Below are 15,923 nucleotides of genomic sequence, written 5' to 3' on the forward strand. Positions count from 1 at the left end.
CCAACCCGCAGCCATTCGTATGGAGAAAGTCTGCCGAGGAAATCCTCGACTCCCTCGCCAGATATCTACAACGGATTTCCGGCGCAGCACACTAGAAGCGGACGAGCCGCGCCGCCGTCGCCGACCTGGAGAGCAACTTGCCGACCTCGGCGGTCGTATCAGGCATCAGGCCGGCGGATGGACGTCATGCCTGCTCGATGTCCGCGAACAGCCCGGTGAATGTGGCTTTGGCCTGCGCGAGTGCACCGAAGACATCGGCGGCTACAGGTGTCGCGACTGCTGCGGAAGCGTCGTCGTAGCTGTCGAAGTAGAGGTCGAGCGTCCGGTAGGCGGGAATGGCGGAGCCGTCCTCCTTCGGCCACACCTTTGCGGACTCGAGTCGCTGCAGCTTGGGGAACTTCTTCGCGGCCGCCTTCACCTCGGCATAGGTACGCTCGAAGTCCTCCGTGTTCGCAGGATTATCGATGATCAAGGTGATCTTCGTCGGCACAGCGTCCTCCTCGCACATCTTTGGCGGCCGACGATCTTCGGCCACAACCTTCATGGTGCGCCCGCTCTGACCATCTGGTCGGCGGTACACCAGTTCCCAGGCCGGACGCACGTATGCCGCGTGGGGTGAGGTCCTCGCGGGTGGGTCAGGGCCTGGAATCCGGTGTCGGCGCTTTTGTCCGCTACGCGGTGACCGCGTCCCCGCGGGCACCTCCGCTATACGATGGTGGAACGAATCCGGAACTTATCGGACATCGACGTCGCATCGCAGCACCCACCATCAGCCGGTGGGCAGCCACGGGTTCGTCATCTCCTGCGAGGCGTTCGGAGCAGATCATGGTTCCTGTACGGCATCTGACGGCGACCATCGACGGACAGCAGCTCTTCTACCGCGAGGCCGGCCCGGCCGACGCGCCGACGCTGGTGCTGCTGCACGGATTCCCGACCAGTTCACACATGTTCCGCCGGCTGATCCCCGCGCTCGCGGACCGCTATCACGTCATCGCGCCCGACCACCTCGGCTACGGCCAGTCGGCGCAGCCCTCGGTCACGGAGTTCGACTACACGTTCGACGCCCTGGGCGCGCTGACCGCCGGCCTGCTCGACCACATCGGCGTCGACACGTTCGCGATGTACGTGCACGACTACGGCGCTCCCATCGGCTGGCGCCTGGCGATGCGCACCCCGGACAAGGTCACCGCGATCGTCACCCAGAGCGGCAACGCCTACATGGAGGGTTTCGTCGAGCCCTTCTGGAAGGACCTGTTCGCCTACGCGGCAAATCCCAGCGCCGAAACCGAGCCCGGCGCGCGTAAGGTCCTGACCCTGGACGCCACCCGCTGGCAGTACCTCAACGGCGCGGCCGACCCCAGCCTGGTCAGCCCCGACAACTGGCTGCACGACCAGACGCTGCTCGACCGCCCTGGCAACGACCTGATCCAGCTGAAGCTCTTCCACGACTACCCGACCAACATCGACGGATACCCCAAGCTGCAGGAGTACTTCCGCACCAGCCAGGTGCCGCTGCTGGCGGTCTGGGGCGCCAACGACGCCATCTTCGGCCCCGACGGCGCCCGCGCGTTCCAGCGCGACCTGCCCCATGCCGACATCCACCTGCTGGACGCGGGACACTTCGCGCTCGAAACCCACCTCGACGCGATCACCGGCTACATCCGCGGGTTCCTCGGGACTCTTCCTGCCATGAGCTGAGAGACCCCGAACGTTTCCGGCCGCGGCCGGTCACCACGGTGGTTTGCGGTGGGTCCGGGCTCAGCCGAACAGAGCGCTGCGCACCAGGCGGGCCAGATGTTCCTGCAGGTGCTGCGGGCTCATCTGCGCCACCGGCCCCACCCCGATGATGTACCGGCTGAAGGTGACGCCGATCAGCACCGCGGCGAGCAGGTCGACCCGCACGTCGGCGTCGTCGCCGGTGACCACCTGCTTGTAGGCGGCGGCGGTACGGTCCAGCATCGCGCTGTAGAGATCGACTGCGGCCCGTTCGTTGGATGCCGCGCTGCGGAGTACGGCGACGACGGGGTCGCCGGCGGAGTCGTGCTCCAACCGGTCGACGTAGGCGGCGGCGACCCGCTCCGGCAGGGTCTGCGGGTCGCCGTCGACGACGAGGCCGACGTCGCGGGTGCCGGGCACGGCCGCCAGGAACAGTTGCTCCTTGGAGCCGAACTGGCGCATCACCAGGCCGTGGGTGACCCCGGCGCGCTGTGCGATGTCGCGCACCGTCGCGCGGGTGTATCCGCACTCGGCGAACGCCGCCTGTGCTGCTCGCAGGATCAGGTCCCGGTTGCCCTCAGGATCTCGGCGGTGCCTTCGCCGGGGCGCGCCGTCGCCCTCAGCGGGCGCGTTCTGCTGTGACATACGCCCTAATGTACACGTGGCCATTAAGAGAATGCGCAGTTCAGATCCGTTGTTGACCAGTTGGTAAGCAACTCTGATCGGAGCCTGATGAGAATCCAGCCCCTTGCGCGACTCAAGACGACCCTCGGCGATCTCGACATCCCGGTCACGGACACCGCCATCGCGGTACAGGGTTGACCGTGGGGACAGTGCCGACCCGTCCACCGCGGGCTCTCGCTTCGCCGAGATCGTCCCGGCCCATCACAAGATCATCAAGTCGAACACAGCAGACGGAGAACACGATGAGCAAGCAGCTTGAAGGCAAGACCGCCGTCGTCACCGGCGGAACGACCGGAATCGGGTTGGGCGCGGCGAAGCGGCTCGCAGAGGAGGGTGCACACGTCTTCCTGGTCGGCCGCCGTAAGGAGCAGGTGGACGCGGCCGTGGCCGACATCGGCGCCAACGCGACAGGGGTGGTCGGCGACGTCACCAGGTCCGACGACCTCGACCGGCTGTACGAAGCCGTCCGGGCCCGGGGCAACGGCCTTGACATCGTCTTCGCCAACGCGGGCGGCGGTGAGTTCGCCACGTTGGAGCAGGTGACCGAGAAGCACTTCGACGACACGTTCGGGCTCAACGTCAAGGCACTGCTGTTCACGGTCCAGAAGGCACTGCCGCTGCTCAACGAGGACGCCTCCATCATCTTGAACGCGTCGACGGCGGCCACCCGAGGCGGCAAGGCCTTCGGCGTCTACGGCGCTTCCAAGGCCGCGGTACGGGCCCTGGCACGCACCTGGGCCGCCGAACTCGCCGACCGCAAGGTCAGGGTCAACGCGATCAGTCCCGGACCGATCGAGACGCCCGGCATCACCGGCCTCGCCCCGAACGACGCCGCCGCGGAGGCGCTCAAGGCCGAGTTGGTCAGCACACTTCCGCTCGGCCGCATGGGCCGTCCCGAGGAGGTGGGCAACGTCGTGGTGTTCCTGGCCTCGTCGGCGAGCAGCTTCATGACCGGCGCCGACGTGTTCGTCGACGGCGGGCAGAACCAGGTCTGAGAACGCTTCAGGCGAGCAGGCGGAGCCGGCCAACCGGGCCCGGCTCCGCCTCGACCCGCCCGTCCGGCCGGAATCCGGGCGACGGGCCCGTCAAGCGTTGACCGACAAGCTCCGGGTCATGCCGCGCCGCTGCAGGTACTGGCGCGCGTGGATCAGTGCGGTGATCCCCTCACCGACCGCGGCGCCGAGCTGTTTGGTCGACCCGGCCCGCACGTCCCCGGCGGCGTAGACGCCGGGCATGCTCGCGGCGAGCTTGTCGTCGGTGGTGACGAAACCCCACTTGTCCAGGTGCAGGGACTGCCGCAGGAAGGCCGAGTTGGGGTCCATGCCGATGTAGACGAAAGCGGCGTCCGGACGCCAGGTCAACTGCTCGCCCGTGACCGCGTCGAGGGCGGTCACCTCGTAGAGCTTCCCGGCCTTCGCGGTCAACCCGGTGATCTGGGTGTTGGTATGCACCGTGAACTCGGGGTGCTCGGCGATCTTGGTCTGCAGCAGCGTCGAACCCTTGAGCATCGACGAATGCTCGACGATGCGGACCCGGTCGGCGAACTGCGAAAGGAACAGCGCCTCCTCCAGCCCGGAGTTGCCTCCCCCGACGACCAGCAGTTCGGCGGCACCGTGGTAGAACGGCCCGTCGCAAGTGGCGCAGTAATGGACCCCCGCGCCGATGAGGTCGTCCTCACCGGGCAGCCCGAGCCTGCGGTACGAGGAGCCCGTCGCCACGATCACCGCGCCGGCGCACAGCTGCTGGCCGCTGCTCAAGGCGACCGTCACGTCCTGGCCGTCGAGCGCCAACTGCTCCACCTCGACGGCCGACAGCAGCTCGACGCCGTAGCGGCGGCTCTGCGCGACGAACCGGGCGGCGAGGTCCGCGCCGCCCACGCCGTCGGGGAATCCGGGGTAGTTGTCGATCTGCTGGGTGGCTCCGGCCTGACCGCCCAGGGCCCCCTTGTCGACGACGACGGTGTCGATGCCCTCGCGGGCGGCATAGATGGCCGCGGCCAGGCCTGCGGGCCCGCCGCCGATGATCGCCAGGTCGTAGGCCTCGCGCTCGGCGCGAAGGTTCAAATCCAGCTTCGCCGCGATCGTATGGTTTGACGGGTTCACCATCATCGCGCCGTCGTCGAAGACGACCGTGGGGATGGTCTGGCCGCCGTCCTGCAGCCGCTGCACCTCGGCGCGGGCTTCGGTGTCCTGGTCGACGTCGACCCAGTCGTAGCGGGCACGATGCTCGGTCAGGAACTTCTTGACGCGGCGGCAGTCCGGACACCACGGAGCCCCGTAGACCCTTATCATCGCCGCCCCACCGGTCGCCTGCACCACCAGAAGCACATGACTAACCACTCAGCGTAGTCATCGATGCGCTGTCTCGTGTCGGTTCCCGATGTCCCAGCGGGACCGGATGCCGTCGGGTCAGCCCGTGTGGGACCGTGGCGGCCACCGCACCCGGAAGGCCGCTCCCGCGGCGACCAGCACCTCCCGGCGGCTGGGCGAGGTCTTCCGCATGGGTGACCGGTAGGCGTGGGTCCGTTCGACAAGGCGGCCGGCCCACCTGCCGAGACGGGCAGGACAGATCGACGCCTGTCCATCTACGCTTTGGCCATCCGCTTCATCGATGGAGGGAAGATGCGCAGAGTCAAGATGGCGATCGCCGCGACGGTCCTCGTCGGCGCCACCGTGTTCGTCGGAGCCACGCCCGCACACGCGACACCCAGCCTTCGCGGCGTCGTCTACGACTACTCGGAGTGTGTCCGGATCGGCAACTACGGCATCCAGAACTACGGCTGGACCGGCCCACTCCAGTGCGTCTGGTACCCGAGTGGCAGCAGCTACCCCGCGGGCTACTGGTTCATCTACGCCTGACGCACGGCGATCGGCGAACCCTCGCCGAGAGCAGCAGGCGACCATCCATGACGGTCTGCCGGCCATTCGCCCTCAAGCGCTGCATCGCGGCAGCCTGGTGAAGCGGTCCGGCCAGAGCCTGGCCGTGGTGCCACCCGGCCACCGCCCGAACCAGCGGCGGCCGGGTGGCGGCCACCGCACCCTGCACGGTCAGACCGCCGCCACGCTGGGGCGCGGATGGAACAGCCGAATCCGGCTGACCCGCTGATCACGGAGCCGATGCGCCCAGACCACCGCCGGCGGACAGTGCTCCGGGTCGTCGGGCGGGCTGATCAGGTCAGCTTCCCAAATCAGCACGTCTCCGCTGACCAGCACGTTCCTGATCCGCTGGCGCACCCCGTCGGTCAGGTCGAGGTCCATTCCCGCCAGGAGCACGCCTGGGCCTCGGCTGAAGCGACCGTTGGGGGTAACCACCTCCAAGTCCGGCCACCACGCACTCCGTACGACGTGCTCGAACTCGCCCCGCTCCGCGGCCACCAGGGTCTGTTCGGCTTCCCGTCGCCGTGCTTCGGCCTGCGCGCCGGCATCGTCGTGGGCCAGCTCCGCGGTCGCGCGTAGCAGGTCGGCGAGCCGGGTCCGGCCCTGGTTCAACCGGCTGCGCACGGTGCCGACCGGCACGCCGCACAGCGCGGCGATCTGTTCGTAGGAGTTCACGTCACTGAAGTAGCGCAGCAGCGTGACCAGCCGGACTGGCTCGGACAGCCCGGCCAGCGCGTGCCAGATCCAGTCCCGCTGAGCCCGCTGTTCCACCAGTTCGTCCGGCGTCGGCCCGTCCGCGGCAAGCGGCAGCGAGGCGATGTCCGGCAGGGGTATCGGCCGAGTGGGGCGCGTCCGCATCCGGCAGTTGTTACGCACGATGGTTCGCAGCCAGGGGCCGACCGCCGCCGGGTCGCGCAGCTGGCCGATCCGGGACAGCGCCGTCAGCATCGCGTCCTGGACCGCATCCTCGGCGTCGGGCCCGTACCCGAGCACGCCCAACGCAACCGCGAGCATGCCCGCCCGGTGCCGCGCCAGCAGCACCGCAAGGCCCGACGAGTCCCCTGCCCACGCGGCACGGACCAGCTGCTCGTCGCTGTCAGAGTCTGCGAACACGCCAAGCTCCCGATCATCGGCACCGGTCGCGGCCGGCTCGCCGGCCCCGCTCGCGACCGTACGTCCGGGCGAAGCCGACGCCGAACAGATGCCGCGTATGGTGACGAATCACACGGCTCGCGGGGCGGATCGGGAAGATCGACCCGCACCGCGAGCCGGCGGTCATGCCACCGCCGACTGCTGCCGATCGACGAACTCGACGACCGCGCGGCGGAACGATTCCGGCCGCTCCAGGTGGGCCATGTGCCCGCAGTCCAGGACGAGCAGCTGCGAGGTCGGCATGGCCTCGTGCAGCAGCCTGCCCCAGCGGCTGCCGCAGATGAAGTCCTGGTCGCCGCTGATGATCAGCGCCGGCACATGCAGCGAGCCCAGTTCGTGACGCACGTCGAACGGGGCAGGCTCGACGCCGCCGGACGGATCGATCCAGGCGCGGAACCCGGCGAAGGCCGGCGCGAGCTCGCTCTCCTGAGCCCAGTAGTCGGCGAAGTAGGCCGGCAACACCTGACGCATGAGTTCCGTGAACGTCTGGTCGTCGGTGGCGGCCAGGGCCTGCGGGAACACGGCGGGGATCGCCGCCGCCTGCGGCCGGTGCGGCAGCCGTTCGGGCAGCCGCCGGAGGTTGTCCATCGCGTCGTTCCAGAACTCGGGACCGGTGGCCGGGGACGTGGCGTACAGGATGAGGCCGGCGACCCGGTCCGGGTGGGCCAGCGCGTACCGCTGTGCGACGAACCCGCCGTGCGAATGCCCGAGCAGGTACGCCTGGGCCACCCCGAGATGGTCGAGCACGCCGTGCACGAAACGCGCATACGTATCGATGCGGTAGTCGCGCCGATCGGTGAGGCGGCCGGACGTCCCGGTGCCGACCGGTTCCAGGTACACCATCGTCAGATGCGCCTCCAACGCCGGCATGCGCAGGTATTGCCAGCTCATGCCGGGTCCGCCGGAGTGCGCCAGGCAGACTGGCCCGGTTCCGGCGACGTGGTACACCTGCCGTGTCCCGTCGATCTCCACCTCGTGGGTGCCCTGCGTGACCGCGGTGGCGAAAGTCATGATCAGCTCCTGTATGCGTGGCGGCGGCGAGCGGAGCCCGCCCGACCTCATCCCGATGCGCCGGACCCGGCCGGAGTTCGCCGCCCACGCCGGGTTTCCGGCCGATCGGTCGGTGACGGTCACCACACCGTCGGGGCTTCTCCCCATCCCTACTCGGTGATCTTGACCTGCCGAGGGCCTGCTCTGCGTGGCGCTCCGTGGTGGCTTCCGTGGTCGCCACGGATGTGGGCAGGCCGGTCTGGAGGCGAAGCTGTGCTCAGACACCACGACAGCCACCCGAAGGAGCACGCCATGACCTCCATCAACCACCTCATCCTCGAAGTCACCGACCCGGCCGCGGCCGACGCGTTCTACACCGCGGCCTTCGGACTGGGCGAACGCATCCGCGTGCGGGCCGGCGACGAACCGACGGCCGGGTTCCGCGGCTACGCGATCTCGCTGGTCGTGCCCCAGCCCTGCGACGTGGACAGCTTCTTCGCCACAGCCCTGGCCGCCGGGGCGACCGCGCTCAAGCCGGCGAGCAAGAGCTTCTGGGGCTACGGCGGCACCCTCCAGGACCCGTTCGGCACCATCTGGAAGCTCGCGTCGGCGGAGAAGAAGAACTCCGGCCCCGCCACGCGGCAGGTCGACGATCTCGTGCTGCTGCTCGGGGTCGACAACGTCAAGGCGACCAAGCAGTTCTACGCCGACCGCGGCCTGCCGGTGGCCAAGAGCTTCGGCAGCAAGTACGTCGAGTTCGGCACCTCGACCATCAAGATGGCGCTCTACAGCCGCAAGTTCGCCGCCAAGGACTCCGGCGTGTCACCCGAGGGCTCCGGCTCGCACCGCATCACCGTCGGCAGCGACACCGGCGGCTTCGTCGACCTCGACGGCTTCCGCTGGGAGACCGTGTCCGCTTGAGCGTCCCGAGTGCGAGGTGCCCACCCGGCGACAGGCGCCGGGTGGGCACGCGAGCGCGGTTCCGGCTCAGCGCACCTACCCGAGCATGATGACGCCCTGGGTGTCCTGCCCGTTGCCGTTCCAGTCGCCGATGACCGGGATGGCGCCCGGGTCGCCGTACGGCCGCACGCGGGTCACCGGCTGCTGGGTGTCGGACTCGGTAAGGAAGTAGAACGTGCTGGTCGACGGACGGTAGACGCCGATCTCGGCGATGCGGTCGGTGGTCCAGTCGCCCACGATCGGGATGTCACCGGGGTTGCCGAAGGGCACCGCGCCACCCGTGATCTTGTAGAAGGTGGCGTTGCCGGGACGGTAGACGCCGATGTCGTCGCGGCCGTCGCCGTTCCAGTCCCCGATGATCGGCAGATCGCCGGCGTTGCCGTAGGCGATGGGCGCCGGCGCGGCATCCCCGTCGAGCATGTGGAAGTAGAACGTGCCGCTGCTGGGACGGTAGACGCCGATGTCGTCGCGCCCGTCACCATCCCAGTCCCCCGCGATCGGCTTGTCGCCGAAGTTGCCCAGGCGCACCACCACGTCGGCGAGGCCGCCGGCGCACGGGCAGTTGCGCAGGTAGAACGTCCAGGTCGTGGGATCGTACAGGCCGATGCCATCGCCGAGATAGCCGTCCCAGTCCCCCGCGATCACCTCGGCGGCGCCGAACCCGTAGGAGAAGGCGGCAAGCGTGGCGGTGCTCGCGCTCAGCGAGTCCGACAGCGCGAACACCGGCACGGCGCCGCGCGAGCGGAAGAAGCTGGTCTCCTTGCGGGCACCCGCCCACGACATGGAGAAGTGGACGTGATCGGTGTGCGGATTGGACCCGGTGTAGGTCACCCAGTTCTTGTTGCCGGTGGTGGACCACAGGGTGATGATGCGCCTGTTCCAGATGATCTCACCGATGCCCAGCCGGCGGGCGTTGGCGTGCGGATTGCCACGCTCGTCGGTGGCCAGCAACCAGGTCAGCACCTCGTTCACCCGAGCCGCTTCGAAAGCATTGCCGGCGTTCATCCCCCAGTCCCATGCACGGCTCTCCCTATGGTAGGAGGTGGAGTCGTCCGCGCAATTCGTGTAGCCGAGGTGACGGCCGCCGGCGCCGGCGAGCACCATGTCGTGCAGGTAGACCGTGCCAGGCTGCGCCGTGGTGATGCAGGAGGTCGGCAACTGCCGCGTCGGGTAGCTGTCGATGCCGGTATAGACCCCGGCCGTGCTGCTCGCGGCGTGGGCGCCGCCGGCGCCGACCATCTGGCCCGCCAGAGCCATCGTGACGGCCGCGATGACCGTCAACGCGCGTCGGACCGGGGGTCTCCCCCCGGTGCGGGTCATGGGCATGCTGGTCTCCTCTGCGTGGGGGGTGAACGCGACCGTCTGGCCGCGGCTGGTGTGCGACGGGTCGGCGGTCGGTGGACCGCCGGGCGGTGCGGGACGACGCGGCGCGCTCGTCCACGCGCAGCCACCGCCACGCACAGCGTGTTGCCGATGCGCGGTGCGCCCGGTCGCCACCGACCCACTCCGGATCGCTCGGCCGTCGATGCTGGTGCCGCCCGTCCGGTCAGGACCAGCGCCGGATCCGGCCGGACGCCGCACGGCGTGCGAGCGTCCACCAGCCTCGGCTGATCGTCGACATCGGACACAGGCGAACGGGTGGCGGCAATAGCGCACCCAGCGCGACTGTCTCGGGCTGCCCCGCCAGGCGTGCCGGAGACGACCACCGAACACGGGATCCACTCACCGACGCCGGCTTGGCCATCGAACCGACTCGGTCACCGCCAGATCATTCACCTGACGGAAATAGACAGCGAGCCGATTCGACACGCCGACATCGATACCATGTGTCGATCGGACGGTGGCTGCCAGTAACAGCTACCACGGGTTCCTACCACGGGCGCGGCGTAAAGGCGGTTGGCATGGAGCGTTCGATTCAACCGGTGGAGTCGGCACGCCGCCAGATCGCCGCCGCGGCGTACCTGATAGCCGAACACCAGCCCACGAGCAGGACACTTTGCTCCTGCGGCCGGCTGCTGCCGTGTGGGGTCGCCATCGCGAGCTCGCGAGCCCACGACCACAACAGTTCGGTGCTGGCGATGCTGCACGCCACCATGGAACTGCCCACGATCGCCACGGCTGGTCGATAAGCCCGAACTGCCTGTCCCGGGGTCGCTGTCATCAGGTACGCGCCCCGCAGCTGACGTGCGCTGAGACGTTCGCGGTCTCGGCCGGCCGAGCGCCGCGTGACCGCGTGCCACGGTCGTGTCGCGACCCGCCGCCCCGCCCAGGATTACACCGGCATCGGCAGAGAACGGCCGGCGCGGGTGCCGGAACAGCGTGGCCGCGTTCGCAGTAGGGGCGTGCACCGTCACTGCCGCACTGAGCGCGCCCACCGAAGACCGGGTCATGTACGCGACCATCCGATCCGGACATCGGTGGTCGGCGGGCACCCACCTCGCGACGGGGTCGCCGGGTCATAGGGGTGTTGCCGTTGCCGACGGAAAGGCGCCCCGTGGCCGACCGACTCCATGACCTCGCCGCCGCCGGCTCCGCCGAGGACTTCGTACGCCTGCTCAACGACCTGCGCAACGCGTGCGGCCTCAGCTACCGGTCGCTGTCGCGGCGTGCCCGCGCCCGTGGCCACGACCTGCCCACGAGCACCGTGTGGGACATCCTGGCCCGGCCCGCGCTGCCGCGCGTCGACGCGCTGCGGGCGTTCCTGGACGCCTGCGACGTCGACGCGGCGGAGATCGCGAACTGGCTGCAGGTGCGGGGCAGGCTCGCCAGCCGGCCGGGGCCGTCGCCGGCCGGCGGTGCTCCCCGGCAACTGCCGCCCGAAGTGGAGCTGGTCGGACGCGGCGAAGTGCAGCGGATGCTGCACAGCTGGCTGACCGGCGCGGCGGGGCCGTCGATCTGTGCCGTGGTCGGCGTGCCGGGGGTGGGCAAGAGCGCCCTGGCGGTGGCGGCCGCGCACCGGGCGGCGGACAGGTTCCCCGCCGGTCAGATCTTCCTGGACCTGCGCGGGCACAGCTCTGTACACCGACTCGTACGGCAGCGCGCAGGCCAGGATGGTCATCTCCCAGACCTGCTCGGCCGCCTGGGGCGTGATCTATCACGACGCCGCGGCACAGAGCGTCAACCTGGTCCGCAACTCACGGCTCGACTACAGCGGTCCGACCACCTACTACGAGAAGATCGGAGAGCGGGGCAAACACATCTGGACCTACATGTTCGGCCTGGCCGGCGGCCTGCACGTGGTGTGCCTGCGCAACGGTGCCAACGGCGACGAGGCCTGCACGGCCATCTACTGACGGCTTGACGCCGAGGGTGCCGGGTCGGTGAGACAAGCGGCTCCGGCTCCCTTCCGGTGGAGACCGTGCGTGACGGCCAGCGGTTGTCGGTCACCGCCGGATTCGGGCCTGTCCATTCGGGAAGGTCGGGCTTGCCGGACGGCGGGGATGTTCTCACCATGGCGTGACTGGTGCCGAGTCCATCGACGTTCCAGCATTTGAGCATGAAGCAGTTGCGGATATTTCTGGCGGTGGCGGCGGTCGTCGGCGCTACCGCGATACAGAGCCCGGCCGAAGCGGTCGCGGGCATCCAGTACGTGACGTCGACGAGCGCGACCGACAGCTCAGCGGCCAAGACCGTCGTCGTCCACTGCCCGATCGGGACCGTCTCGATCGGCGGCGGGGCTCAGCTGACCGGCGCGACCGGCCAGGCGACGATCCGGCAAATCACGCCGACCACGGTGCTCGGGCGCGGCGCTCTGGTCGTGATCGGCAACGAGGACTCCGACGGCTACGCCGGCACGTGGAACATCACCGCGACCAGCGTGTGCATCCCGACCCCGGCCGGGTTCCGCTATGTCCGGGTCACCGTTAGCGACCCGGCGCTGGTCTGGGCCACCGCCGACTGCGCCGGTCAGCGGATCATCGGGAGCGGATACACCGTCTCGCCGACGGCCAAGGCGATGGCCACCGGCATCCAGATCGACAACCGCGACCGGGCGTACCTGAGTGTCGAGCCCGGCAACGTTCCGGGCGCCGTCACCCCGGTCACGGGCACGGTAACCGCCGTGTGCGCCGACAGCCGGCTGCCCGGAACGGTGCAGGTCTCGGCCAGCACGCCGCAGAACTCCGCGAACCCGCAGACGGTGACAGTCACCTGCCCGGCAGGCACGCAGATCGTCCACATCGGCGGCGACCTGTGGCGCGTGCGCGGGCATTCGGTCATCGACGACTTCCAGATCGTCCCACCGAACCGGGTCACCGTGACCGGGTACGAAGACGAGCTGGGCAACCCGAACGTCTGGGCCACCGAGGCCTACGCCACCTGCGCCGCATAGGGCCGCCGACGATGCCGCCAGTCCGCATGGAGCGCTGGCGGCATCGTCGGCGACACGTGCGACGGCTCGGCGGTCACCTCACCGGTGTCGCCGTGCCGTGTGTGAAGGCAGGCTCCGTCACGGTCTCACCTCGCACCGGTAGCCCGAGGACGATCCCGCGACCAGCTCCGCGATGACCTGTCCGCCGTCGAAGCGCACGTCGAACTCGGCACCGGAACCGCCGCCCGGCGACGGCACCCGCACCCGGGTCCGCTGACCCTCCGCCGGGGCGTACAGCCGCAGCCGCACGCCGTCGGCCCACTCGTAGTCCGGGCGGTCGTCGCGATCGCCGAACGCGATCACCGCGCCGGGCCGCGCGAGCACGGGCACGCTGTCGAACTCGTGCTTCTCGGTCACCCAGGCCGGCCCGGTGAGCTGCGCGCCGGTCACCAGGTGGGTCCAGGTGCCGGCCGGCACGTAGAACGTCACCTCGCCGTCGGCGCTCATCACCGGCGCGACCAGGACGTCCGGTCCGAGCATGTACTGCCGGTCCAGGTACGCCGCGGTCGGGTCGTCCGGGAACTCCAGCACCATCGGGCGCATCATCGGCAGGCCCTCGCGGTGCGCCTGCTCGGCGGCCGAGGCCAGGTACGGCATGAGGCTCAGCTTGAGTTTCGTGAAGTGCCGCAGCACGTCCACGGCCTCGCTGTCGAACGCCCACGGCACCCGGTACGAACCGGACCCGTGCAGCCGCGAGTGCGACGACAGCAGCCCGAAGGCGACCCACCGCTTGAACACCGCCGCGTCCGGGGTGCCCTCGAACCCGCCGATGTCGTGGCTCCAGTAACCGAAGCCGGACGCCGCCAGCGACAGCCCGCCGCGCAGCGACTCGGCCATCGCGGTGAACGTCGACTCGCAGTCGCCGCCCCAGTGCACCGGCAGCTGCTGCCCGCCCGCGGTCGCGGAACGCGCGAAGACCACCGCCTCGCCCTCGCCGCGCTCGGTTTCGAGCAGCTCGAAGACCGCCTTGTTGTACAGGTGGGCGTAGTAGTTGTGCATCCGCTGCGGGTCCGAGCCGTCGTGCCAGACCACGTCGGTCGGGATGCGCTCGCCGAAGTCGGTCTTGAAGCTGTCCACACCCATGTCGAGCAGGGTCTTGAGCTTGCCAGTGTACCAGGCGACGGCGTCGGGGTTGGTGAAGTCGACCAGCGCCATGCCCGCCTGCCACTTGTCCCACTGCCAGACCGAGCCGTCCGGCCGGGTGACCAGGTAGCCGTGGCGGCGGCCCTCCTCGAACAGGTAGGAGCGCTGCGCGATGTACGGGTTGATCCAGACGCACACCTTCAGGCCGCGGTCGTGCAGCCGGCGCAGCATGCCCTCCGGGTCGGGGAAGGTCGCCGGATCCCAGATGAAGTCGACCCAGTGGAACTGGCGCATCCAGAAGCAGTCGAAGTGGAACACCGACAGGGGCAGGTCCCGCTCGGCCATGCCGTCGATGAACTCGTTGACGGTCTTCTCGTCGTAGGAGGTGGTGAACGACGTCGACAGCCACAGCCCGTACGACCAGGCGGGCACCCGGGCCGGCCGGCCGGTCAGCGCGGTGTAGCGGCGCAGCACGTCCTTGGGGGTGGGGCCGTCGACGAGGTAGTAGGTCAGGGTCTGGCCCTCGACGCTGAACTGGGCCTGCGACACGACCTCCGACCCGATCTCGAACGAGACGTGCTCCGGGTGGTCGACGAAGACGCCGTAGCCCGCGCTGCTGAGGTAGAACGGGACGTTCTTGTACGCCTGCTCGCTGGCGGTGCCGCCGTCGGCGTTCCAGATGTCGACGGTCTGGCCGTTCTTGACGAACGCGCCGAACCGCTCCCCCAGCCCGTACACGGTCTCCCCCACGCCGAGGGCGAGCCGGTCGTGCACGTGGGCGCGGCCCTCGGCGTCGGTTACCAGGCCGATGCTGCGCTCGGTCGACGAGGTGAGCACCCGGTCGCCGTGCAGGAAGTCGACCCGCCACCCGTCGACCAGCGCGACCCGGGCGGTCAGCGCACCGGTGGTGAGCGTGGCGGACAGCCCGGTGACGTCGACGGCGACCGGGTGCCCGTCGCCGTCGGCGAGCGCGAACCGGGGCGTCTTGGGCAGTCCGCCGAGGTGGTGGGCGACGGTGACGCCGATGACGCCGTCGGCGGGTGAGAAGAACCGGACCGTGACCATCGGCCGGTTGAGGGTGTCGCCGCGTTTGGTGATCTGGCCGGTGGGGGCGAAGACGGTGAAACCGCGCTCGTCGAGTTCGACCGACTCGACGGTGCCGGGGCGCAGCACGCTGACCCCGGGTCGCAGTTGCCAGTATCCGTCGGTGAACTTCACTTCTCGGCTCCTGCTGTGATGCCGCGCGAAAGGGTGCGCTGGAAGATGATGAAGAAGAGGACCGCCGGCACGAGGCTGATCAGCGCGCCCGCGTTGGTGGTCGGGGCGTCCATGAGCCGGTCGCCCTGCAACGAGGCCAACGCGACCGGGATGGTCTGCGTGCTGTTGTCGATGAGCATGACCAGCGGGATCAGGAACTCGTTCCAGGTCCAGATGAAGAAGAAGATCAGCAGTACCGCGAGGGTCGGCCGCACGTTGGGGAACACGACCCGCCGCAGCACCGTCCACTTGCCCGCGCCGTCCAGCGCCGCCGCTTCGAGCACGGAGCGTGGGAAGGTGCCGAGCACCGAGGCGAGCAGGTAGGTGCCGAACGCGCTCTGGATGACCGTGAAGATGATGATCACCGAGAGCTGGGTGTTGTAGAGGCCGATCTGCTTGGCCGCGTAGTACAGCGGGTAGATCAGCGCCTCCTGCGGCATCATGTTGGCCAGCAGGAACAGCCCGATGATCCACAGCCGCCCCTTGACCCGGCCGATGCCCAGCGCGTACGCGTTGAACAGCGACACGGCCACCGCGAGCACCGCGACCGAGCCGGAGATCAGCAGCGAGTTCCAGAACTTCAGCGGGAAGTCGACCTCGGTCCAGTACGTCGTGAGGCCCTTGGTGTAGAACTCCGTAGGCCAGCTCAGCGGACCGGACGACGAGTAGTCACCGGGCGACTTGAACGCATTGAGCAGCATGAACACGAACGGCACCAGCATCGCCAGCGCGGCCAGGGTGACCAGTGCCAGCACGACCCAGCGGCTCACGCCGCGGTGGTGCCGGTCGCGGATCTTGCGGCGCGGAACGCGGTCGGTTACGAGCGTGACGGCCAT

At 69.3% G+C, this 15,923-nt stretch carries 15 protein-coding genes and 1 pseudogene; 8 read left to right on the plus strand and 8 right to left on the minus strand.

What is annotated here, in order from left to right; translation table 11 throughout:
* Window positions 1–184: 184 nt before the first annotated feature.
* Entirely contained in the window at window positions 185–490 is a 306-nt protein-coding gene (locus AB0B66_RS33825; RefSeq protein WP_360537692.1) for a hypothetical protein, read from the minus strand.
* 335 nt (window positions 491–825) lie between these two features.
* On the opposite strand from AB0B66_RS33825, the gene AB0B66_RS33830 reads away from it, so the two are divergent.
* A complete protein-coding gene (locus AB0B66_RS33830; protein ID WP_360537694.1) occupies window positions 826–1,698 on the plus strand; it encodes an alpha/beta hydrolase in 873 nt (290 codons plus the stop codon).
* A 60-nt stretch (window positions 1,699–1,758) separates the two neighbouring features.
* Here the strand turns inward: AB0B66_RS33830 and AB0B66_RS33835 are convergent, their stop codons facing one another.
* On the minus strand, window positions 1,759–2,361 hold the full coding sequence (locus AB0B66_RS33835; RefSeq protein WP_360537696.1) for a TetR family transcriptional regulator: 603 nt from the start codon (window positions 2,359–2,361) through the stop codon (window positions 1,759–1,761).
* Window positions 2,362–2,642: 281 nt separating this feature from the next.
* On the opposite strand from AB0B66_RS33835, the gene AB0B66_RS33840 reads away from it, so the two are divergent.
* The gene (locus tag AB0B66_RS33840; protein WP_360537698.1) at window positions 2,643–3,395 is read left to right on the plus strand and encodes an SDR family oxidoreductase; all 753 of its coding nucleotides are present in this window, start codon (window positions 2,643–2,645) and stop codon (window positions 3,393–3,395) included.
* Window positions 3,396–3,485: 90 nt separating this feature from the next.
* Here the strand turns inward: AB0B66_RS33840 and AB0B66_RS33845 are convergent, their stop codons facing one another.
* The gene (locus tag AB0B66_RS33845; RefSeq protein ID WP_360537700.1) at window positions 3,486–4,727 is read right to left on the minus strand and encodes an FAD-dependent oxidoreductase; all 1,242 of its coding nucleotides are present in this window, start codon (window positions 4,725–4,727) and stop codon (window positions 3,486–3,488) included.
* Window positions 4,728–5,021: 294 nt separating this feature from the next.
* On the opposite strand from AB0B66_RS33845, the gene AB0B66_RS33850 reads away from it, so the two are divergent.
* Window positions 5,022–5,258, plus strand: coding sequence for a hypothetical protein (locus tag AB0B66_RS33850; protein ID WP_360537702.1), 237 nt, complete (start codon window positions 5,022–5,024; stop codon window positions 5,256–5,258).
* A 189-nt stretch (window positions 5,259–5,447) separates the two neighbouring features.
* Here the strand turns inward: AB0B66_RS33850 and AB0B66_RS33855 are convergent, their stop codons facing one another.
* Window positions 5,448–6,389 carry an RNA polymerase sigma factor gene (locus tag AB0B66_RS33855; RefSeq protein WP_360537704.1) on the minus strand — a complete coding sequence of 314 codons (942 nt, stop codon included), beginning with the start codon at window positions 6,387–6,389 and terminating at the stop codon, window positions 5,448–5,450.
* A gap of 162 nt (window positions 6,390–6,551) precedes the next feature.
* Window positions 6,552–7,439: an alpha/beta hydrolase gene (locus AB0B66_RS33860; protein ID WP_360537706.1), complete on the minus strand. Its 888-nt coding sequence runs from the start codon at window positions 7,437–7,439 to the stop codon at window positions 6,552–6,554.
* A gap of 291 nt (window positions 7,440–7,730) precedes the next feature.
* Between AB0B66_RS33860 and AB0B66_RS33865 the strand changes: the two genes are divergently transcribed.
* Window positions 7,731–8,339, plus strand: a complete 609-nt coding sequence (locus tag AB0B66_RS33865; RefSeq protein WP_360537708.1) for a glyoxalase — start codon at window positions 7,731–7,733, stop codon at window positions 8,337–8,339.
* Between the two features lie 75 nt (window positions 8,340–8,414).
* On the opposite strand, the gene AB0B66_RS33870 is transcribed toward AB0B66_RS33865, so the two are convergent.
* Window positions 8,415–9,704, minus strand: coding sequence for a hypothetical protein (locus AB0B66_RS33870; protein ID WP_360537710.1), 1,290 nt, complete (start codon window positions 9,702–9,704; stop codon window positions 8,415–8,417).
* A gap of 575 nt (window positions 9,705–10,279) precedes the next feature.
* On the opposite strand from AB0B66_RS33870, the gene AB0B66_RS33875 reads away from it, so the two are divergent.
* The 4 genes and pseudogenes from AB0B66_RS33875 to AB0B66_RS33890 all read left to right on the plus strand — a co-directional run bounded on the left by AB0B66_RS33875 (window position 10,280) and on the right by AB0B66_RS33890 (window position 12,708).
* A complete protein-coding gene (locus AB0B66_RS33875; protein WP_360537712.1) occupies window positions 10,280–10,507 on the plus strand; it encodes a hypothetical protein in 228 nt (75 codons plus the stop codon).
* A 365-nt stretch (window positions 10,508–10,872) separates the two neighbouring features.
* Window positions 10,873–11,106: pseudogene (locus AB0B66_RS33880) on the plus strand (helix-turn-helix domain-containing protein); the annotation flags it as partial.
* A 322-nt stretch (window positions 11,107–11,428) separates the two neighbouring features.
* Window positions 11,429–11,671, plus strand: coding sequence for a hypothetical protein (locus AB0B66_RS33885; RefSeq protein ID WP_360537827.1), 243 nt, complete (start codon window positions 11,429–11,431; stop codon window positions 11,669–11,671).
* A gap of 203 nt (window positions 11,672–11,874) precedes the next feature.
* Window positions 11,875–12,708: a hypothetical protein gene (locus AB0B66_RS33890; RefSeq protein ID WP_360537714.1), complete on the plus strand. Its 834-nt coding sequence runs from the start codon at window positions 11,875–11,877 to the stop codon at window positions 12,706–12,708.
* 117 nt (window positions 12,709–12,825) lie between these two features.
* Here AB0B66_RS33890 and yicI read toward each other — a convergent pair whose 3' ends face one another.
* Window positions 12,826–15,048 (minus strand): alpha-xylosidase, encoded by a 2,223-nt coding sequence (gene yicI, locus AB0B66_RS33895; protein WP_360537716.1) that lies wholly within the window; start codon window positions 15,046–15,048, stop codon window positions 12,826–12,828.
* Window positions 15,045–15,923: a carbohydrate ABC transporter permease gene (locus AB0B66_RS33900; protein WP_360537718.1), complete on the minus strand. Its 879-nt coding sequence runs from the start codon at window positions 15,921–15,923 to the stop codon at window positions 15,045–15,047. The genes yicI and AB0B66_RS33900 overlap by 4 nt, the downstream gene beginning before the upstream one ends.

The sequence above is a fragment of the Catellatospora sp. NPDC049111 genome (genome assembly GCF_040648615.1).
Classification (GTDB): Bacteria; Actinomycetota; Actinomycetes; order Mycobacteriales; family Micromonosporaceae; genus Catellatospora; species Catellatospora aurea.